The following is a 20,179-nucleotide window of genomic DNA, read 5'->3' as shown; positions in this document are numbered from 1 at the left end:
GCAACAAAATTTCACAGCCAGTTGTTGACGCCACCAACAAGTTATCCACAGCTTTCAAAATTGCCTCTAGAGCTACACACCCGCGGCGGGCGAAGCTAGTGCCATGACCACTCTTGAGACCATCCACCCAGCCAAACCCGCCACATCCAATGACCTTAAATCCGGCACACTTTTGCAGCTAGCACCGCGCATGGCCGTAGACCGCGAGAAATACTTAGCGCTTTCCGCCGTCGAACGCCAGCGCCTCGAATGCATAGCCATAGCCCGCAGCTCTTATACCGCGGTACTGATTAGCAAGTCCGCTGCACTCCTTCATGACCTTTGGCTGCTCCCTTGCCCCGACGACCCGGTCGAGCTAGCGCTTCCCTGCGGCAGCCTGCCCCGCCATAACCGCCATGCGCCGGGACGCTGCTACCGCAAGACCATGGTCGGGGACGTAGAAACCATCGACGGTGCGCGCGTGGTTAGCATTGCCCGCGCGGTTGCCGACGTCGCGCGTTACCACGGCTTCCGCCACGGCCTCATCGCCGCAGACTCGGCGTTAAACATGGGTATTAGCCCTGCCCAGCTGCAAGCCGAGGTCGATGGCTTAGGGCGCGTGCATAATGCCGCAGCAGCCCGCAAGGCAATTGCCTGCGCCAGCTCCCTATCGCGCTCGCCTTTCGAGTCACTCGTGCGCGCACTGGCTGTGGAGCTGGGCTTAGATGCCAAGCCGCGGCAACGCGTGGCGCCTGGCATCGAGGCATTGCTCATCGAAGAGGCCATCATCGTCGAGATTGGCCCGCAAGCGGTCCTATCCCGGCGCTCGAGCCGCACGGCATACCTGCGCTCCTTGGGATACCGAGTAGTTCAATTTACGCCCGAGCAATTAGCCAAAGATCCAGATACCTGCCGGAGGACGCTGCACATGGTGGCGCAGGCGCACGCGGTTAAGGCGAGCTAGAAAAGACAAACACCGCCGAACGAGGGAATCGGCGGTGTTGGTGTCTCCTTGTGTGTTGGCAACAAGGAAGTCTATTTATTGGCTCTTAAGCGGTAGTCGCGGCCTGTCGCGCAGCTTCGCGCTTGGCACGCACGCGGGCCACCACAGCGTTAACCCGAGCACGCTCTTCTAAGAACGGCGGCGGGTTGTGACCACGCATCGTTCGCACGTAGGCTGGGTGGGCTTCGACGACGGTATGGCGCCAAGCCTGCACCGCGATGAGCGCGGATTGACCGGCACGCTTGTACAGATGCGGCAGGGAAATCATGTCCAGGTTGCGGGCCACGGCGTCGGTTTGGCCGAGCACATAATCCACCAGCTCGCGCAGGTAATCCGCCACCGCCCCAGTGCGGCCGCGCAGCGTGGCAGCGAGCTCGGAGACCACAATGGTCGGGGAATCAATCGCAAAGGCGGCATCCAGGCTGCGCGCGGTGAGCTGCTCTGGCTCGGCGATATCGTTGTTGCCAGATGCGGCGGCGGAGATAGTGCCCGAGCGCACCCCTGAGACCAGCGCGTGGCGCAGGCCAATCAGCTCGCCTACGCAGCGTCCGGAATCGATGCGGGCATCCTCGACGATGTCGCCGAGTTCCGCCAGGCAGTCCAGTGCGAGTTCATCGTCCCAATCCTCAATTGCCTCGATGAGGTGCTCGATATACTCGACAACTTCGTCGCCGATGTTGTAAATCTCCTGAGTCAGCTCGCGGTGACGTAGCTCGGCGGCGATTTTGTGCATGCCGGTCCTTTCCGCAAACTAACCTCTAGTTGAGGTTGAGACTTCTCTGTAACGAGTGCTGACTTTATTCCAGATCCTGTGAACGATCTGCGCGACACTCCGAACAAACTCACAGACTTGAAAATTGCGGGGAGCCGGCGAAGCACCCGCCGGCCCTAAATGCCTACTGCTTCTTCGAGTAGATGTGGTCAATCGCGTTAGCGTAGCGCTGTGCCACAACATAGCGCTTGACCTTCATCGTTGGGGTCAGCTCGTTGTCCTCCTCAGTCAGGTCAGATTCCAGAATGTAGAACTTCTTAATAGCCTCCGCATGGGAGACAGTGGTGTTGACCTGGTTGATAGCGTCCTGGATTTCCGCACGCAGCGTGGCGTCGGTAGCCACCTCGCGCATGGAACGGTTGGCCGGGATATTGTGGTCAGCCTTCCATCGCTTGAGCTGGTCCTCCTCCAGGGTCAGCAGCACACCGATGAATGGCTTGCCGTCGCCCACGACCATCGCCTGGGAAATAAGCGGGTGCGCACGCAGCATGTCCTCCATCGGCCCTGGGGAGACGTTCTTGCCGCCTGCGGTAACGATGAGGTCCTTCTTACGGCCGGTAATGACAACGTGGCCGGAATCCATAATTTCGCCCAAGTCGCCGGTGTTGTACCAGCCATCTTCCAGAGCATCCGCGGTGGCCTCTGGATTATTCCAGTAGCCCTTGAAGACGATGTCGCCCTTGATCATGATTTCGCCGTCTTCGTTGACACGGATGGTGGTGCCCTCCAGTGGCGGGCCAACGGTACCGATCTTCTGATTCTCAAAGTCCACGGCTGCAGCTGCCGCAACCTCGGTAAGCCCGTAGCCTTCGTAGACGGTCACACCGATGCCGCGGAACCAGTGCAGCAGGTCATGGCTCATCGCCGAACCACCGGTGATACAGTACTTCACTTCGCCGCCCATCGCTTCACGAATGGTGGAGTACACTAGTCGGTCAAAGAGCTTGTGCTTTGCACGCAGCACGCGGTCTGGCCCCTCCGCGGTGTCCAACGCACGCGAGTACTCGATGGCCCCCTTTTCAGCCTCGCGGAAGATACCCGCCTTGATCGGGCCGCCTTCCTTGGCCTTGGAAGCCGCACCGTTGCGCACCTTTTCGAAGACGCGCGGCACGCCCAGAATCAGGTTCGGGCGGGAACGCTGGAACTCGATGGTGATGGTGCTGAAGTCAGACCAGTGATTCTGCGAAGCACCGCTCATGGCAACGGCCAGGGATACTGCACGTGCCAGCACGTGGGCCAGCGGCAGGAAGGTCAACACGTGGTTGCCCGGCACGGCGATGCCGCCAATCGGGTTGGTCAGCAGGCCCAAGGTCTCCGCCAGCCAGTTACGGTGGGTCAGGATGCAGCCCTTCGGGCGGCCGGTGGTACCGGAGGTATAGACCAAAGACGCGAGATCGTCGGTCTTGGTGGCAGCGATGCGGGCGTCAACGACGTCGTCGGAAAGCTCGCGGCCCTCAAACATCAATGTGTCGATGGCCGAGGAGTTGATCTCCAGGATGCGGCGCAGCTGCGAAGGCGAATTCTTCAGCGCCGGCTTGCCGTCATCCTGCAGCTTCAGGTGCGCCACCAGCTCGGAGTGCTCGCGCGATTCAGTAATCGCCAGCACCGCGCCGGAGTCCTCCACGATCCACTGCACCTGGGACAGCGAGGAGGATGGGTAGATAGGCACCGAAGCCGCACCGGCAGCCCAGATTGCGAAATCCAGAAGCGACCACTCGTAGCGGGTGTTCGACAGCAAGACCACGCGATCGCCCTGCTCCACGCCGGCGGCGATAAGGCCCTTTGCAACTGCGTAGACCTCTTCGACGAACTGCTTGGCAGTGACGTTGACCCACTCATAGCTGGCCGGGCGAGTAAACATCACGCCGTGTGGGCGCGCCTTCGCCGTGGCCATCATGCGGGTTAGACAGGTTTCACCGTCTTCGATTTCAAACTTTGCAGGAGTGTGCGCTTCTTGCATAGTCACTGGATATCCTTTCGCACATCTATATAATTCCAGCCCACTCTATCAACCGATACCCCGACGTGTGACCTAAAGCCGTGGCAGAATGTGGCCTGTGACTACGCGTGAACTGCTTGAAGAACTCGCCCAGCGCCATGGCGTTGCCGCTAAGTACTCCTCCCAATCCGGCTACCCCATTTATGTAACGGATGAAACAATCGCCTATACCCTGCGCGCATTGGGCGTGGCGGTGGAAGACCGCGCGAGCGAGGAGCGCCTGACGCACCTGCTCTACGAGGACTACTTAGAGCGGGCATCGCGCCCGTTGCCGCCGTGCGTGGTGGCCAAAGAGGGCGTCGAGAAGCAATTCCTCGTGCACGTGCATGCGGGCCAGCCGGTGGATATCCAGGTAGAGCTCGAAGATGGGCAGCTCCGCCAGGTCTATCAGGACGAAAACAATGTCCCGCCTGCCGACGTCGCCGGTACCCACTGGGGCGAGGCCACCTTCCACATTCCGGGGGATCTGCCGCTGGGCTTTCACGAAATCCAAATGTCCTCGCCGGGCATAGGCGCGCATTCATGCCCACTGATCATCACCCCGGCACGTCTTAACACCGCTGACCCGTACCTAGAGCGCCCTGCCGCAGGCGTGATGGCGCAGCTGTATTCGGTGCGCTCGGAAAATTCCTGGGGCATCGGCGACTTCCAGGATTTGGGGCGCCTGGCGCAAACGGTGGCGCCTTTCGCCGATTTTCTGCTGATTAATCCCCTGCATGCCGCCGAGCCGGTGCCACCTGTAGAGGATTCGCCGTATCTTCCCACCACGCGGCGTTTTATCAATCCGCTCTACCTCAACATCGAGTCCATTCCGGAGCTGCAGCAGCTTTCCCCGGAGCTGCTTGACGACGTCCACGAGCTCGCCGCCGAGTTCCGCGAGCGCAACCGCAGTGCCGCTGAAATTGAGCGCGATTGCATCTATGAAGCCAAACTCCAAGTATTAAAAGAGCTTTATAACCTGGAATTTTCTGCTGAGCGCCAAAATAAGTTCTTGGAATTCCAGCAGGCAGAGGGCAAAGGCCTACAGGACTTCGCGCGCTGGTGTGCCGAGCAAGAGCTTTCGCTGCGCACGGGCCAGCGTCATGCGGTGGAGGAAGAGGCCGGAGAACTCGCGCGTTTTTATGCCTGGCTGCAGTTCTTGTGCGATGAGCAGTTGGCTGACGCGCAGCGTCGCGCCAAGGAGGCGGGCATGCGCATCGGGCTGGTCACCGACCTAGCCGTAGGCGTGCACCCGGGTGGCGCGGACGCGGTGAACCTCGCCGAATACCTCGCGCCGCAGAGTTCCGTGGGTGCCCCGCCTGATGATTACAACCAGCAGGGCCAGGACTGGTCCCAGCCACCGTGGCACCCGGTGCGCCTGGCGGAGTCGGGCTATAGGCCGTGGCGAGAGATGTTGCAGACCATCCTGCGCCACTCGGGAGGCGTGCGAGTGGACCACATCTTAGGGTTGTTCCGCCTGTTTTGGATTCCGCGCATGACGTCGCCGCAGAACGGCACCTATGTCTATTACGACCACGAGGCCATGCTCGGCATTCTCGCGCTGGAGGCCCAGCGGGCTGGAGCGGTGCTCGTGGGCGAGGACTTGGGCACTCTCGAGCCGTGGATTCAGCATGTGCTGGCAGAGACCGGGGTGCTGGGAACTTCCATCGTGTGGTTCGAGCGCGCCGAGGATAACGAGTCGCCTTTGCCGCAGCACGCTTATCGCCGCTTGGCGCTTGCTTCCGTGGGCACGCATGATCTTCCGCCGACCCTGGCTTATCTGCGCGGCGAGCATATCGCGCTGCGTGCACGGCTGGGCGTGCTCACCCGCTCCGTGGCCGAGGAAGTAGCAGATGACCGCAAGTGGCAGGCGCGGCTTCTGGATGAGGTGGAGCGCACCGGGCTGCTGCCGCGGCGCGAACCAGAGGAAGAGGTTGTCTTGGCTTTGCACCGCTACATCGCCGGCACGCCTTCGGCGCTAACAAGTACGAGCCTGGTGGACATGGTGGGCGACGTTCGCGCGCAGAATCAGCCCGGCACCACGAAGGATCTCTACCCCAACTGGTGCGTGCCGTTGTGTGATTCCACGGGTACGCCCGTGCTCATTGAGGACTTGGAAAGCAACGAGTTCTTCCAGAAAATGGCACGCGCTAGCGCCCGCCGCGGCGATTAAATAAGACGATTAAATAAACAGGCCGATGATTGCCACCACAACGACGAGCGCGATCATCGTCCACAGCGCCAGGCTGACGCGTGACTTTGGCAGGGCGCGCTTGCGGGGCGCAGGAGTTTGATTGCGTTCGGGATCCCAGAGGCCTTCGCGCGGATCTTCGGGCGTTGACATGGTTTCCAAGCTTAGCGGGTGGCGGAAGTGGAAGTCTTCTTCGGCCCCTTCAGGTGGCGGGCCGTAAAGTCGATGGCGAACATCAATGCCCAGGCTGCGAGCGCAAGCAGCGGCACCGCCACCGCGATGAGCACCGGCATTTGCAGCCATACCGGCGCCTGCACCATCGCCTGCGATAGAGCACCGGTCAAATTTGTCCACCATTCCATAAAGCGGGATTTTAGCCGAGTACTCTAGCCCGTATGACTAACACGCCAGTTCACGCCACTTGCCCGGCAGGCACGATCACCGGATACACCACAGATACGGTCAATTACTTCCACTCCGTGGACTATTCGGAAATCCCCAGCGACTTCGCCGATGCGCGGCCGCTTCAGACACCTCGCGACCAGGACGCACGTGTTCCGCGTCCGGAGGCGATTGCGCTGACTATCACTGCGCCTGCCGAGACCACGGATGCCCCAGTGTTGGTCTACATCCACGGCGGGCGCTACGAGCATGGCACCCACGAGGATCCACGCGCCGAGGGCACCGCCAACGCGCAGGCCGGAATCGTGCAGGTGCAGGTGGGCTACCGAGTGGGGCTGCCAGGCTTTGCGAGCTTCCGCGACGACGAGGCCTTCCGCTTCCGCGGCATCGATGATTGCCAGCTGGCGCTCGAATGGATTCAGCGCAACATCGAGTCCTTCGGCGGCGACCCCACTAACGTCACGCTCATCGGCCAATCAGCCGGCGCCACCACCGCGTTGTGGCTGATGCGCCGCGACCACTACCGTGGCGCTTTCCGCCGCGTTGTCGCGCTTTCCCCGGCCTTCCCGTTGCAGCCCTTCGAGGAACGCAAGGCCACGCTGCGCCAGGCCATGGGCCCCGCGATTACCCGTGGCTCGCTAGAAAGCCTGCCACAAGAAAAGCTCGAGGCGGGCTACCGCAAGTTTGCAAAGAAGTACAAGTACGGCATGGCATTGGGCCCCGCGCCTTTCGACGCCCGCGAGCTCGCCGACATCCCGCTGGTGCTCGGCTCTACCCGCGACGAGTTCTACGACGTAGCCTCTGCACAGAAAGCCGACGCCAGCCCGTTCCGCAGGCTTATCGCACGCTATCTCGCGCCCAAGTTCGGCTTCCCACGCAACTCAGTAGTTACTTGGATGCAAGTGGCCAACTATTTGGATGAATCCCGCCCGTTGGGCCGCATGATTGGCGATGGCAATATTCGCCGCTGGGTGGCACAAGCAGGCGCCGACGCCCCTGGCCCTACCTGGATGATCGAATTCACCCGCGCCGATGGCCCGGCACTCCACTGCGCCGAGCTGCGCTATCTCTTCGGCGTGCACAACAACGACTCCACGAAAAGGCTCAACCGCTGGCTGCAAGAATTTACCTGCACCGGCGAGACCGGTTTTCCGGAGTATCGCCCCGACCACGCCATCTGGGAATACGAGATGGACAGCGGAGTGCACCGCGTGGCCTATGCCAGCCTCGACTACGTGGCCGCCGCTTTCAGCGAGGACACCCGCGCCGGCGGGCTGCTATAGCGCAGAAATGGCCTCGCGCAGCGGGGCCTCTGCAATTTCCTCAACCATCCACGGGCTGAAAGCAAACGGAGTGGCAACCGCGGCGTCGATAAGCGCGGCGGGTGCTGCCCACGCGATGGAGTCCACCTCATCAGGATTCGGGTGCAGCTGCACATCCTCCGGGAGCTCCACGACGAAGACTGGGCAGATCTCATGCTCGACGATGCCGGAGGAATCAACGGCCCGATAAGAAAAGTCCGGAAGCCCCTCGCGCACCTGGCCCGCCTCAGCGTGGATGCCCAGCTCGAAGTGCGCCCGTCGCAGCACCGCCGAGACGTTGTCCTCCCCCGGCGCTGGATGGCCACAAAAAGAATTGGTCCACACGCCGGGCCAGGTCTGCTTTGCCAGCGCGCGGCGGGTCACAAGCACCTTGCCGCCTGCTACAACCCACGCGGAAAACGCGAAATGCAGCGGGGTATCCGTGGTGTGAACGGCCGCTTTATCAGCAGTTCCGGCAGGTAGTCCGTCGGGGCCGGCGAGGACTACGAGTTCTGTCATAGGTTGAGGTCTCCCACGTAGGTGACGTTGCCGATGCTAAAGCGGGCATTCCAGAGGTTGCCCGGGGTGACGTTGAAGCGGTACTGCAGGTTCGTCGAAGCACCCGCGCCCAGAGGCAGGTCCAGGCCCGGCGCGGCTACGTCGGCGTTGGCCTCTGGGTCATAAGGCAAAAGCTCAATCTTGGACCAACCGCCATTGCCGTCAGCGCGCTCGAGGATGGGCTCTTCGATGGCATCAGGCGGCAGTGCGGTGTCATTCAGGTTGTGCACGCGGATGGTCACCACAGATCCCTGCACGGAGTCGCTGTATACGCCCTGCAGATCCCACTCGACGTTCAGGCCATCGTCTTTGACCTTGGCGCCCAAGTCGGAGGAGATCTCCTTGTTGTCTACGTCTTTGTGCTCGTACGGAGGCTCTTCAGAGCTGGAAACCACGATGTCTTCGCCCAATCCGGTTTCCTCTGGCTGCAGGATGGCACAACCGGAGGCAAGGGTACCGATTGCTGCCACAGCAGCAATCAACTTCAGAGACCTATTCACCGCGAATTCCTTTTGCTTTTGGGACGGATCAAAACTTTTCTTTAATACCTTAACCTAGTCAGTGCTTATTGCCGTACAGGTGGCATACTGTCCCTTCTCGAATCCTTCTCACCCCTACCTCAGAATTGAGAGGCGCTAGCTCGCTTTATGAATTCCATCTTGCGCATTACTCGCAGTGCTTCTGCGCTGTGGCCTTTTTATTTGGGAGTGCTTGCCACCGCCACGGTGACCGCGGTGCTCTCGCTCATCTCGCCCTTCTTGGTCCGCGAGGCAACCGACGCCATCGTTGAGTCCTTGCAGGGCGACACCCCGGCCGAAAGCGCCCTGCGCACCGTCATGTGGCTGGTCATCGCATTGTTTGCTGCCGACGCCCTGGGCAACCTGATTAAAAACGTCGGCGGCTTTATCGGCGACGTCATGGTGGCGCGCCTGCGTCAGATCCTGTCCACGCGCTACTTTGCCAAGCTGCTTTCCGTGCCGCAGGCCTACTACGACAATCAGGTCACCGGCACCATCATCGCCCGGCTGGATCGCTCAATCTCCAATATCACGCAGTTTGTGCAGTCCTTCTCCAACAACTTCTTCACCATGCTGATTCAGGCCATCGCGGTGTTGGTCATCATGGGCATTTACTACTGGCCGTTGGCCATCCTGCTCGCGCTGCTGTTTCCGCTGTACATGTGGCTTACCGCCATGACCTCGACGCGCTGGCAAAAATACGAGGGGAAAAAGAACTCCGATGTGGACCAGGCCAATGGCCGCTTTGCTGAGGTCATCGGCCAGGTTAAGGTGACCAAGTCCTTCGTGGCGGAGGTGCGCGAGCTAGATAGCTTTGGCAAGCTCTACCGCCGCATCGTCGATACCACCAAGCCGCAGTCGCGCTGGTGGCACTCTATGGATACCCTGCGCGGCGTGGCCATGTCCCTCATCTTCCTGGGCATCTACGCCATCGTGTTCTGGCGCACCCTCCATGGCCATTTCAGCATCGGCGATATGGTCATGATTTTGCAGCTGGTCAACCTGGCCAAGCAGCCGGTGTTCATGATGAGCTGGATTGTGGACACGGCCCAGCGCGCCATCGCTGGTTCCAAGGACTATTTCAAGGTCATGGAGGAAGACTTCGAGCCGACGGCGAACAAGGGCCTCATCGAGGCCACTACGGCTTCCGACGCCCCGGTGCTTGACCTCAATCCGGTTCAGCCTTTGGAGCCGACGCCTGGCAAGCCGGTCTTTGCTTTCCAGGATGTGTCCTTTTCCTATGAAGAAGACAAGCCCGTGGTCGAAAACATCACCTTTGCTGCCGAGGAAGGCCACAAGGTGGCTTTGGTCGGCGAATCTGGCGGCGGCAAGTCCACGCTGGTCAATCTGCTGCTCGGCCTCTACCACCCCACCGCGGGCCGCCTTAGCGTGCTGGGCCACGACGTCGACGAGCTCAAGGCCGCGCGCCTGCGTGCCTCTGTCGGCGTGGTCTTCCAGGAGTCCTATCTGTTCTCGGGCACCATCCGCGAAAACATCGCCTACGGCAAGGCCGGTGCGAGCGAGCAGGAGATAATCGACGTCGCCAAGCGCGCCAATGCCCACGACTTCATCGAGGCTTTCCCGCAGGGCTACGACACCGTCATTGGCGAGCGCGGCCTAAAGCTTTCGGGCGGACAGAAACAACGCGTTGCCGTGGCGCGGGCGATGCTCAAGGACGCGCCGATCTTGGTCCTGGACGAGGCCACCTCTGCGCTGGATACCAAGGCCGAGCGCGCCGTGCAGGCAGGCCTGGATGAGCTGATGAAGAATCGCACCACGCTGATCATCGCCCACCGCCTGTCCACCATCGCCGACGTGGATACCATCATCACCCTGGATAAAGGCCGTATTGATGAGATTGGTTCGCCGGCGCAGTTGTCCCAGTCCGGCGGCATCTATGCCGAGCTACTGCGCCTTACCCAGTCCAGCTCGCGTGCAGACCGTGAGCGTTTGAAGCGCTACGGATTCGTCGAAAACACCGCCGCTGAGACGGAAGAATAATAATCCTGTTGCCTGCTTTTGCCCCGCGCTAATGTGGGGCTTATGCAGTTTCCATCACTAGAAAAGTTACAAGCCCGCGGCACCCGGAAGTGGACGGTGTACGGCGATGACGTACTGCCGCTGTGGATTGCAGAGTCCGATTTTGAAACTTCTCCTGCAGTCAAAGATGCAATCCAGCGCGCCGTGGATGCCGAGACCTTTGGCTACGCCCCCTCGCCGAAGTCGGCCGGGCTTAATGACGCCGTGGCTGACTTTTATGAAACGCGCTACGGCTGGCGCCCCAACCCGCGGCAGATTTTCTGGATCGGCGATGTAGTCCGGGGCCTTTTCTTGGCGCTGAACTACTTCACGCGGCCGGATTCCCCGGTGGTGGTTCCGGTTCCGTCCTACCCGCCGCTTTTGGAACTGCCGGAAGCCGCCGGCCGCGAAAAGATTGAGACCACTCTCGATCTCGCAGACATCGAGCGCGCCTTCCGGCAGGGTGCCGGCTCCATCTTGCTGGCCAATCCCTTCAACCCACTGGGCACCGTCTTTGAGGAAGACTATCTCACTAAGTTGGTGGCGCTGGCGGAGAAATATGACGCGCGCATCCTCGCTGACGAGATCCACGCTCCCCTGGTCTACGAGGGCAAGCACATTCCGGTCGCTTCCTTGGGCGAGGCCGGCGCACGGCGCACCATCACCGTGACCGCTACGTCCAAGGCGTGGAATATTGCGGGGCTAAAGTGCGCGCAGATCATTTTCTCTAACGCCGGCGACGTTGCCACCTGGAATAGCTTGAGCGGCGTGGCCAAGGACGGCACCGGAACTTTAGGCGTGCTGGCAGCCGAGGCCGCCTACCGCGACTATGAGTTCCTAAACCAGGAGATTGAGTATCTGCGGCAGACCCGCGATTGGCTCGTCGAGGAGCTGCCAAAGCGCATACCAGGGCTGAAAACCACCGTTCCGCAGGCAACCTACCTGCTTTGGCTCGATTTCCGGGACACCGCGATTGGTGATAACCCCCAGCCCGCGAAGTGGCTGCGCGAGCACGCCAAGGTGGCCCTCAACGAGGGCGATACCTTTGGCACCGGCGGCAGCCACCATGCCCGTTTGAATTTCGCGACTTCTCGCGAGATCTTGGAAGAAGCACTCGACCGTTTGGAGAAGGTTTTCTAATAGCAATTAGAAATTTGCCAGACTTCCCTCCACCGTATAACGTATTATGAGACAGTTATCCCAAATAGTGGGAAACCAGAGGGAAGATATGACAACACAAACACAAACACCTGCGACTCCGACCGGCAAAAAGGGCGGCTCCGTCACCACCATCGTGGTGGCCTCGCTGATGCTCTTTTCGATGTTCTTCGGCGCCGGCAACCTTATCTTCCCACCCATGGTCGGCGTAGCCTCCGGCACCAACTTCTGGCCGGCCATCCTGGGCTTTTTGGCGGCCGGCGTGCTGCTGCCGGTCCTGGCGGTCGTCGCTGTGTCCATCTCCGGTCAGTCCGTGCGCGATATCGGAAACCACGGCGGCAAATTCTTCGGCATCGTATTCTCCGCCATGGCTTACCTGGCCATCGGTGCTTTCTACGCGCTGCCACGCACCGGCGCAGTTTCCATGGAAACCGCCATCACCCCGCTGTTCGGCTGGGAAGGCTTCGGAGCCAACGTCACCTACAACATCATCTTCTTCCTCGTGGCACTCGTCTTGTCGTGGAAGCCAAATAGCATCATCGACACCCTGGGCAAGTTCCTGACCCCAGCGCTGGTTATCTTGCTCTTCGTCCTGATCACCCTGGCCTCTTTCGGCGCCGAACGCGTCCCGGCCACCCCTTCGGAGGACTACACTTCTTCCGCCATGGTCACTGGCCTCTTCGAAGGCTATAACACCATGGACGCCATCGCTGGCCTGGCCTTTTCCATCGTCATCGTCACCTCCCTGAAGTCCAAGGGCTTCAAGGAAGGCAAGCCGGTGGTTTCCGGCACCATCACCGCCGCCGTTATCGCCGGCGGCCTGCTGGCAGCCATCTACCTCGGCCTGGGCTGGATCGGCCAGACCATCCCGAACGGCCAGAGCTATGAATCCGGCGCCACCCTGCTTGCCGACGCCGCGAATTCCACCATGGGCGACATCGGCCAGGCAGTTTTCTCCGCCATCGTCATCCTGGCGTGCATGACCACCGCGGTCGGCCTTATCGTCGCCACCTCTGAGTTCTTCGTGCAGCTGGTTCCAAAGACCACCTACCATTTCTGGGCCGTGCTCTTTACCCTGCTGTCCATCGCCTTTGCTTTCCAGGGCTTGGAGACCGTCCTGGCCATCGCAGTTCCATTCATCCCCTCCCTGTCCCCGCCGGCCATCACCCTGATTGCGCTGACGCTGCTGCAGCCAATGGTCAAGAATGCCGTGCGCTTCCGCTGGGCGTTCCTGCTCGCGCTGTGGACCTCGGTCATCTGGTCTGCACTGTCCGTCCTGGCAGGCCAGGGCTGGCTCGCAGGCATCCAGCCGCTGCTGGACGTCTCACCGGGCCAGGCCGTGGGCCTGGGCTGGTTCGCGCCGACCGCGATTGCAGCCCTCATCGGCGTGGGCATCGACTTCGCACAGCGAAATAAATAGTCCGGGCGTAGCGTTGGAAATAAGAGCACTTTCCAACCTGCAACTTCAACCTGCAACTTAAGGACTATTAGTGACCAACCGCGCAAAGCTTTCCCTGCTTGACTTCTGCACCATCTACGAAGGCGAGACCGCCGCAGAATCGATGGCCCGCTCCGTCGAGCTTGCACAAGTTGCAGAGAAGGCCGGCTACTCCCGCATCTGGTACACCGAGCACCACAACATGCCGACGATCACTTCCTCGTCGCCCGCGGTGCTCATTTCCCACATCGGCGCCAAGACCAACACCATCCGTCTTGGCGCCGGCGGCGTGATGCTACCCAACCACGCCCCCTACGTCGTGGCCGAGCAGTTCGGCACCCTGGCCGAGCTCTACCCCAACCGCATCGATCTCGGCTTGGGCCGCGCGCCTGGCACAGACATGCACACCCTGGGCCGCGCACTGCGCCGCGACGCCCACGCAGCAGAGCGCTTCCCCGAGGACGTCAAGGAGCTGCAGGGCTACTTCTCCGGCAAGTCCTTGGTCCCCGGCGTGCAGGCCATCCCCGGCGTAAACACCCACGTGCCGCTGTACATCTTGGGCTCTTCCATGTTCGGAGCATCGCTGGCCGCCAAGTACGGCCTGCCCTATGCCTTCGCCTCCCACTTCGCGCCCACGCACCTGCGCCAGGCCACGGCCTATTACCGCAATAACTTCCAGCCCTCCGAGGCGCTCAGCGAGCCCTATGTCATCGCAGGCGTCAACGTCACCGCCGCCGATACCAAGGAGGCTGCCGACGCCGAGTATGAAAAAGTGTGCTTCAACCGCGTCAAGGCCTTCGCCGGCCGCGGCAAGTATCTAACGGATCAGCAAGTCGAACAGATCAAGAACTCCCACCAGGGCGCGCAGATTCTCGGCATGATGAAATACAGCGCCGTGGGCACCACCGACCACGTGCGCGACTACCTCGCAGACTTCCAGGAGCTAGCCCAAGCTGACGAGCTGATGATCTCGCTACAATCCACCGGCCATGACAACCTCCTGCAGAACATGAATCTGCTCGCAAAAGCATGGGAGCTCAACTAAAACACCCCCGCTAAACACCCCCAAAAATTGTGCACATTCTGAGCTTTTCAAAGGCTGCACACGCCCCTAGGCTTGAGCAATTAAGACGCTCGATTTAACTTGATTAGTATTTACATTATTTGGCTTCCACTATTTTCGCTACGTAAGGAGGAGGCATGCCAGCACGCGGGGTGCAGCAGCACAAGAAGATCGCGGACTATCTACGCGGCCTCATTAAGGACGAGAGCATCAAGGCGGGTGACTTTCTTCCCAGCGAGGCGGAACTGTGCGCGAAGTTCAACTCCTCCCGCGGTCCAGTGCGCCAGGCCATTGCTAGCCTGCGCTCCGAAGGCTTAGTAAGCTCCGGCCGCGGACGACGCTCCGTAGTGTTAGGCAGCTTCACCGCGGAGAACTTCGACGCCATCTGCTCCATCACCAACTGGCTGAGCGGCCGCGGATACAACGTTGGGCAAAAGACCCTGTGGACCGCCCGCCGCCCTGCGCCCAAGGAGGCGGCAAGCTACCTGCGCATCAGCGAGGACGAACAGGTGGTGTTTGTACACCGCATCCGCAGCATCGACGGCGAGCCGGTTGCCATCGAGCGTATGTATTTCCCGCTGCACGTGGGCAAGCACATTTTGGACTTCGATGCCGATTCCGGCTCCATCCACAATCATCTGATGGCCCAAGGCGTCGAATTCGATAACGCGCACCGCGAGCTGACTCTTACCTGCGCCTCCGAAGAGGACGCAGCAGCCCTTAGCTGCGAGCCTGGCACTCCGCTGTGGCGCATCCACATTGAGCTTTCCGATCACGCTGGCCGCCCCGTGGAGTACACCACCAATCTCCTGCGCGCGGATCGCATGAAGGTCGGCATTACCAACGTCCGCGGCACTACTTCCCCACTTGAGGTCATCCTTACTGACTAACCCTCCACCCGAGGGACATTCGCTTAACCGAGCCGAAACGCTTAACCTGCTTACATGAAGAAAGTACACCTAGCGCGTGCAGCGAGCGCGCTGGTTCTCGGGGCGTCGCTAAGCGCGTGCTCAGCCGGACACACGGCGGTCAAACCCACCGCCAGTGATTCGCTGACCATTGCCGCAACCGGCGCTGCTACCTCTCTCGATTTCACCAACGTCGGTGGAGCTGCCATCCCCGCCGCACTCATGAGCAACGTCTACGAAACCCTCGTACGCATCGAGGGCGACGAGATTGTGCCAGGCCTCGCCGAAAGCTGGGATGCGAAAGACACCACCTATACCTTCCACCTGCGCCATGGTGTGCAATTTAGCAACGGCGACGAATTCACCGCCGAGACCGCTGCTTATTCCATCAACAACGTGAAGGAAAAGTGGACCAACGGCATCTCCAAGCAGATGGAGGTAGTAGATAGCGCCAAGGCGCTGGACAAATACACGCTGCAGGTAAAGCTGAAGAAGCACTCGAATAGTTGGCTGTGGTCCATGGGCACGGCAATCGGTGCGATGATGACGCCAAACGCCATGGACTTGGCCACCCAGCCCGTGGGTACGGGCCCCTTTGAGCTTGCCGGATTCGCGCCCGGTGAATACATCTCCCTGCGCCCGCACCAGAATTACTGGGGCAAAGTGCCAAAAGAGCAGGTGACCATCCAGTATTTCCCCGATGCAATCTCTTCGGTCAATTCCCTAAAGTCCGGCGGCGTCGACGTGGTTTGGGCGATGCAGAACCCAGAGCTGCTCGATAACTTGGGCGAAGGAATCCGCACCGCCGTGGGCACCACCAACGGCGAGGTGCTGCTTTCCATGAACAACAACGCCGCACCTTTCGACGACCCACGCGTGCGCCGCGCAGTGGCCTATGCCGTCGACCGCAAGGCCGCGAATCAGATTCTGTGGGACGGCCTGGCCAAGGACACCGGCGGCGCGCCCGTACCTCCTACCGACCCATGGTTCAACGAGAAGGACTATTACCCTTACTCCCCGCAGCGCGCGAAAGAGCTTTTGCAAGAAGCCGGCGCCGAGGGCGCGCACATCACGATTACCGCGCCGACCCTGCCCTATGCCCAGCGCGTCTCTGAGCTTTTATATTCGCAGCTAACTGAGGTCGGCTTCGACGTCACCCTCGAATCCGCCGAGTTCCCCGCCGTCTGGTTGGGCCAAGTCATGGGCGCGAAGGATTACCAAATGTCCCTGGTCTCCCACGTGGAGCCGCGCGATATTCCGACGCTCTTCGGCAACCCGGACTATTACCTGGGCTATGACTCGCAGAAGACCCGCGACCTCCTTTCCACTGCGGATTCCGCCCCGGAGAGCAAATACGCCGCGGGCATGGAAAAGGCCGTGGACCAAATCATGGCCGATGCCGGTGCGCTGACGCTGATGAACATGCCCAACATCGTCCTCTACCGCGATGGCATCGAGGGCCTGAACCCGAACCAGGTAACCGACGCCATCGAGCTGGCAGATCTCAAGGAGGCACCGTGACCTATCTCAAGGCTCTCGCCAAGTTCGTGGTGACCTTGTTCGCCGCCTCCATCGCCATCTTCCTGCTCATGCGCGCAGTCCCGGGCAACCCGGCGCGCGTTGCACTGGGCGTTAACGCCACCGACGACGCCGTCGCCGAGCTGACCACCGCCTTGGGCCTCGACCGCCCGCTTTTGACGCAGTACTTCGATTGGGTCGGCGGCCTGCTCAGCGGCAACTTCGGCACCTCCCTGGCCTCCCAACAGGACATCACTCCGCTGGTGGTTGACCGCGCGCAGGTCTCACTGATCTTGGTGGGGCTGGCGATCCTCTTGGCCCTCGCCGGCGCCGTGCCGATTGGCATGTGGCTGGCGCGCACGAGCAACACGTTCGTCTCGGCACTGACCCAGATCGGCATCGCCGTCCCAAGCTTCCTCGTGGGAATCATCATGGTGGCCTTCTTCGCGGTGCGGCTGGGTTGGCTGCCGGCCAATGGCTGGATTCCGCCGGACCAGGACTTCGGTGGCTTTATCGCCCGCCTCATCATGCCAGTGATCTCCCTGGCCTTGGTGCAGGGCGCGATGCTCACCCGCTACGTGCGCTCCTCCATCGTGGATGTGATGGACCAGGATTACATCCGCACTGCCCGCGCGCTGGGTCTATCCCATGCGGAGGCGCTGCGCCGCCACGGCCTGCGCAATGCGGCCCTGCCGGTGCTCACGGTCACGGGCTTGCAGCTGACCACGCTGATTGTGGGTGCGGTGGTCATCGAGTCCGTCTTCGTCATTCCGGGCCTGGGCAGCATGCTTCTCGACGCCGTGTCCAACCGCGATCTCACCACCGTGCAGACCCTGGTTATGCTGTTGGTCTTTTTCACATTGGCCATCAACTTGGCCACCGACTTGGCCTACCGCGTAATCGATCCGCGTTTGAAGGAGAAGCGATGAAGAAGTTGGGTTTCGTTCTCGTCGGTATCACCGCCCTCCTCGCGGCGGTCTCCCTTTTCTGGACGCCTTATGCCCCGAACATCGCCTCGCCCGATTTGCTGGCGGGCAGCTCCGCTGAGCATCTCCTCGGCGCCGATCGCTTTGGTCGCGACATCGCCTCGCGACTGATGGTCGGCGCACGCATCACGCTCTTCGTGGGCGTCATCGCCGTCGGCATTGCCGCGCTCGTCGGCGTTCCGCTCGGTGTGGTGGCGGGCATGCGCCGCAATAGCATCCTCGACTCCCTCATCATGCGTGGCTCCGATCTGCTGCTGGCTTTCCCTGCCTTGCTGCTGGCCATCATCGCCGGCGCGGTATGGGGTCCGTCGACGATTTCGGCCATGATCGCCATCGGCATCGCGGGAATCCCTTCCTTCGCCCGCGTGGCGCGCTCTGGCACCCTGCAGGTGGTCACGCAGGACTTCATCGCCTCGGCGCGCGTGTCCAAAGTTCCAGCGCCCACCATCGCGGTGCGCCATATCCTGCCTAACATCGCCCCGCTTATCATCGTGCAGTCCTCCGTCTACTTCGCACTCGCGATCCTCGCCGAGGCCGGCCTTTCCTACCTGGGCCTCGGCACCACCCCGCCCACCGCGTCGTGGGGCCGCATGCTGCAAGATTCCCAGTCCCTGCTGGCCAGCCATCCCATGCAGGCCTTCTGGCCGGGCCTTGCCATCGCCGCCACGGTGCTGGGCTTTAACCTGCTTGGCGACGCCCTGCGCGACATCCTCGATCCCCGCCTGAAAGGAGGCCAGCGATGAACCGCCCCATGCTTTCCGTACAAGACCTGCGTATCCGCACCGGCAAGGAGACCATCGTTGGCCCGCTCAGCTTTAGCATTGAGCCCGGCCAACGCCTGGGCATCATCGGTGAGTCCGGCTCCGGCAAGTCCCTGACCGCGCTGTCCATCATGGGCTTACTGCCAAAGAACCTCCACGCTGAGGGTTCCATCGAGCTTGGCGGACGCGAGCTCGTGGGCCTGCGCGACCGCCAGGTGCGCAAGCTGCGCGGCGCCGACATGGCGATGGTCTTCCAGGAGCCGATGAGCGCGCTTGATCCGCTGATGAGCGTGGGCAAGCAGCTGCGCTACGCCGGCGCGTCTGCTGAGGCGCTCAACGAGGTGGGCCTCGATCCGGCCCTTGCCTCGCGCTTCCCACACGAGCTGTCTGGCGGCCAGCGCCAGCGCGTAATGATTGCCATGGCCATGGCCCGCAACCCCAAGCTGCTCATCTGCGACGAGCCCACCACGGCCCTCGATGCCACCACGCAAGACGGCATCCTGGACCTCATCATGGAACTGACCCAGCGCCACAACACCGCGCTGCTGTTCATCAGCCATGACCTACGCGTCATCCGCCGCATGTGCCCTGAAACGTTGGTTATGCAGGACGGCCAGATCGTCGAATCCGGCGCGGCGCTGGACCCCCCCCAGCACCCGTACACCAAGCACCTCATCGCGGCCTCCCAGTCCAAGCCGGCTGCCGCTGAGCCGAAGCTTGGCGAGGTTGTCATTTCCCTCGACCACATCACCAAGGCTTACGGCTCCACTACTGCGCTTTCCGACGTCTCCCTCGAAGTACGCAAGGGCGAGCGCATCGGCGTCGTCGGCAGTTCCGGCTCCGGTAAGACGACGTTGCTCAAGCTCATCACCGGCCTTGAGCAGCCAACCTCCGGGTCCGTGAAGGTGGAAGGCCGCGTGCAGATGGTATTCCAGGACCCGCAAGGTTCCCTCAATCCGCGCATGCCGATCTGGAAGATCGTGGCTGAGGGCTCGCCCACACAGGTCACGCGTGCCGAGATTGCGAAAATCTTGGCGGAGGTCGGCATCGACGAGGATGCCTTGGACCGCTTCCCCCACGAGTTCTCCGGCGGCCAGCGCCAGCGCATCTCGATTGCCCGCGCGGTCATCGGCAACCCGGACATCCTCCTCGCCGACGAAGCGGTCTCCGCCCTCGACGTCTCCGTGCGCGCCCAGGTCCTCGAGCTGCTTGAAAAGCTCGTTGAAAGCTACGGCCTGACGCTGGTGTTCATCTCGCACGATCTGGGTGTGGTCAAGCAAGTGTGTTCCAGCCTGACTGTCATCCACAATGGTGAGCTGGTCGAACGCGGAGTATGGTCCGCCCCACAGCACCCGTATACCAAGTCGCTTCTAGAGGCTGCGCAGGGGTAACGTATGCCGCGATATGAGCGAATTGATTGAGCATCCCCTACCGCAACGCCCGCGCCCGCTACAGCTTTTCACCGCCTACAACTCTTCGGTGACTCGCTGGCCGGGCGCGATGCGTGCTGCTCTCGCCATCGCCATTCCCGGCGCGCTCGCCATCCTCACCGGCCACCCCGACGCCGTGCTGTTGGTCACCGCGGGCGCGATGTCCGTCATTTACGGCGAGGGGCACCCCTATCGC

General features: G+C 61.5%; 18 protein-coding genes and 1 pseudogene. 13 read left to right on the top strand and 6 right to left on the bottom strand.

Going from position 1 to position 20,179, the window contains the following annotated elements; translation table 11 throughout:
- Nucleotides 1–103 precede the first annotated feature (103 nt).
- Nucleotides 104–943 carry a PDDEXK family nuclease gene (locus HMPREF2724_RS05935; RefSeq protein WP_070518745.1) on the top strand — a complete coding sequence of 280 codons (840 nt, stop codon included), beginning with the start codon at nucleotides 104–106 and terminating at the stop codon, nucleotides 941–943.
- Nucleotides 944–1,028: 85 nt separating this feature from the next.
- On the opposite strand, the gene HMPREF2724_RS05930 is transcribed toward HMPREF2724_RS05935, so the two are convergent.
- Both HMPREF2724_RS05930 and HMPREF2724_RS05925 read right to left on the bottom strand, forming a co-directional pair.
- Entirely contained in the window at nucleotides 1,029–1,715 is a 687-nt protein-coding gene (locus HMPREF2724_RS05930) for a hypothetical protein (RefSeq protein ID WP_061925799.1), read from the bottom strand.
- Between the two features lie 163 nt (nucleotides 1,716–1,878).
- Entirely contained in the window at nucleotides 1,879–3,714 is a 1,836-nt protein-coding gene (locus tag HMPREF2724_RS05925; protein WP_070587611.1) for an AMP-dependent synthetase/ligase, read from the bottom strand.
- 97 nt (nucleotides 3,715–3,811) lie between these two features.
- Here HMPREF2724_RS05925 and malQ point away from each other — a divergent pair, with 97 nt between their 5' ends.
- The gene (malQ, locus tag HMPREF2724_RS05920) at nucleotides 3,812–5,905 is read left to right on the top strand and encodes a 4-alpha-glucanotransferase (RefSeq protein WP_070587694.1); all 2,094 of its coding nucleotides are present in this window, start codon (nucleotides 3,812–3,814) and stop codon (nucleotides 5,903–5,905) included.
- 9 nt (nucleotides 5,906–5,914) lie between these two features.
- Here malQ and HMPREF2724_RS12845 read toward each other — a convergent pair whose 3' ends face one another.
- Together HMPREF2724_RS12845 and HMPREF2724_RS12650 are read right to left on the bottom strand one after the other, a co-directional pair.
- Nucleotides 5,915–6,076 carry a hypothetical protein gene (locus HMPREF2724_RS12845; RefSeq protein WP_168163265.1) on the bottom strand — a complete coding sequence of 54 codons (162 nt, stop codon included), beginning with the start codon at nucleotides 6,074–6,076 and terminating at the stop codon, nucleotides 5,915–5,917.
- An 11-nt stretch (nucleotides 6,077–6,087) separates the two neighbouring features.
- The gene (locus HMPREF2724_RS12650; RefSeq protein WP_070433034.1) at nucleotides 6,088–6,285 is read right to left on the bottom strand and encodes a hypothetical protein; all 198 of its coding nucleotides are present in this window, start codon (nucleotides 6,283–6,285) and stop codon (nucleotides 6,088–6,090) included.
- 33 nt (nucleotides 6,286–6,318) lie between these two features.
- Here HMPREF2724_RS12650 and HMPREF2724_RS05910 point away from each other — a divergent pair, with 33 nt between their 5' ends.
- Complete coding sequence (locus tag HMPREF2724_RS05910) at nucleotides 6,319–7,608, top strand: carboxylesterase family protein (RefSeq protein WP_070587608.1); 1,290 nt, start codon at nucleotides 6,319–6,321, stop codon at nucleotides 7,606–7,608.
- On the opposite strand, the gene idi is transcribed toward HMPREF2724_RS05910, so the two are convergent.
- Together idi and HMPREF2724_RS05900 are read right to left on the bottom strand one after the other, a co-directional pair.
- Nucleotides 7,603–8,145, bottom strand: a complete 543-nt coding sequence (gene idi / locus HMPREF2724_RS05905) for an isopentenyl-diphosphate Delta-isomerase (protein WP_070587602.1) — start codon at nucleotides 8,143–8,145, stop codon at nucleotides 7,603–7,605. The genes HMPREF2724_RS05910 and idi overlap by 6 nt on opposite strands.
- Complete coding sequence (locus HMPREF2724_RS05900; protein WP_070587598.1) at nucleotides 8,142–8,684, bottom strand: hypothetical protein; 543 nt, start codon at nucleotides 8,682–8,684, stop codon at nucleotides 8,142–8,144. Before HMPREF2724_RS05900 ends, idi begins: the two co-directional genes overlap by 4 nt.
- A 147-nt stretch (nucleotides 8,685–8,831) precedes the next feature.
- Between HMPREF2724_RS05900 and HMPREF2724_RS05895 the strand changes: the two genes are divergently transcribed.
- From HMPREF2724_RS05895 to HMPREF2724_RS13155, 10 genes and pseudogenes are all read left to right on the top strand, one after another.
- Nucleotides 8,832–10,703: an ABC transporter ATP-binding protein gene (locus HMPREF2724_RS05895; protein WP_070587593.1), complete on the top strand. Its 1,872-nt coding sequence runs from the start codon at nucleotides 8,832–8,834 to the stop codon at nucleotides 10,701–10,703.
- 42 nt (nucleotides 10,704–10,745) lie between these two features.
- Nucleotides 10,746–11,861: a MalY/PatB family protein gene (locus HMPREF2724_RS05890; protein ID WP_070587590.1), complete on the top strand. Its 1,116-nt coding sequence runs from the start codon at nucleotides 10,746–10,748 to the stop codon at nucleotides 11,859–11,861.
- Between the two features lie 88 nt (nucleotides 11,862–11,949).
- On the top strand, nucleotides 11,950–13,299 hold the full coding sequence (gene brnQ, locus HMPREF2724_RS05885) for a branched-chain amino acid transport system II carrier protein (protein ID WP_070587586.1): 1,350 nt from the start codon (nucleotides 11,950–11,952) through the stop codon (nucleotides 13,297–13,299).
- A gap of 70 nt (nucleotides 13,300–13,369) precedes the next feature.
- Complete coding sequence (locus HMPREF2724_RS05880; protein WP_070587581.1) at nucleotides 13,370–14,362, top strand: LLM class flavin-dependent oxidoreductase; 993 nt, start codon at nucleotides 13,370–13,372, stop codon at nucleotides 14,360–14,362.
- A gap of 155 nt (nucleotides 14,363–14,517) precedes the next feature.
- Nucleotides 14,518–15,270 carry a GntR family transcriptional regulator gene (locus HMPREF2724_RS05875; RefSeq protein ID WP_070587577.1) on the top strand — a complete coding sequence of 251 codons (753 nt, stop codon included), beginning with the start codon at nucleotides 14,518–14,520 and terminating at the stop codon, nucleotides 15,268–15,270.
- Nucleotides 15,271–15,324: 54 nt separating this feature from the next.
- Nucleotides 15,325–16,809, top strand: coding sequence for an ABC transporter substrate-binding protein (locus HMPREF2724_RS05870; RefSeq protein ID WP_070587574.1), 1,485 nt, complete (start codon nucleotides 15,325–15,327; stop codon nucleotides 16,807–16,809).
- On the top strand, nucleotides 16,806–17,735 hold the full coding sequence (locus HMPREF2724_RS05865) for an ABC transporter permease (RefSeq protein WP_210386681.1): 930 nt from the start codon (nucleotides 16,806–16,808) through the stop codon (nucleotides 17,733–17,735). Before HMPREF2724_RS05870 ends, HMPREF2724_RS05865 begins: the two co-directional genes overlap by 4 nt.
- On the top strand, nucleotides 17,732–18,535 hold the full coding sequence (locus HMPREF2724_RS05860) for an ABC transporter permease (RefSeq protein ID WP_070455920.1): 804 nt from the start codon (nucleotides 17,732–17,734) through the stop codon (nucleotides 18,533–18,535). Before HMPREF2724_RS05865 ends, HMPREF2724_RS05860 begins: the two co-directional genes overlap by 4 nt.
- Entirely contained in the window at nucleotides 18,532–19,944 is a 1,413-nt protein-coding gene (locus HMPREF2724_RS05855) for an ATP-binding cassette domain-containing protein (RefSeq protein ID WP_083306099.1), read from the top strand. Before HMPREF2724_RS05860 ends, HMPREF2724_RS05855 begins: the two co-directional genes overlap by 4 nt.
- Nucleotides 19,945–19,957: 13 nt before the next feature.
- Nucleotides 19,958–20,179: pseudogene (locus HMPREF2724_RS13155) on the top strand (FUSC family protein); the annotation flags it as partial.

The sequence above is a fragment of the Corynebacterium sp. HMSC071F07 genome (assembly GCF_001810285.1).
Classification (GTDB): Bacteria; Actinomycetota; Actinomycetes; order Mycobacteriales; family Mycobacteriaceae; genus Corynebacterium; species Corynebacterium simulans.
The sequence above is the reverse complement of the archived record's forward strand: the minus strand, read 5'-3'. Positions and strand labels throughout refer to the sequence as shown.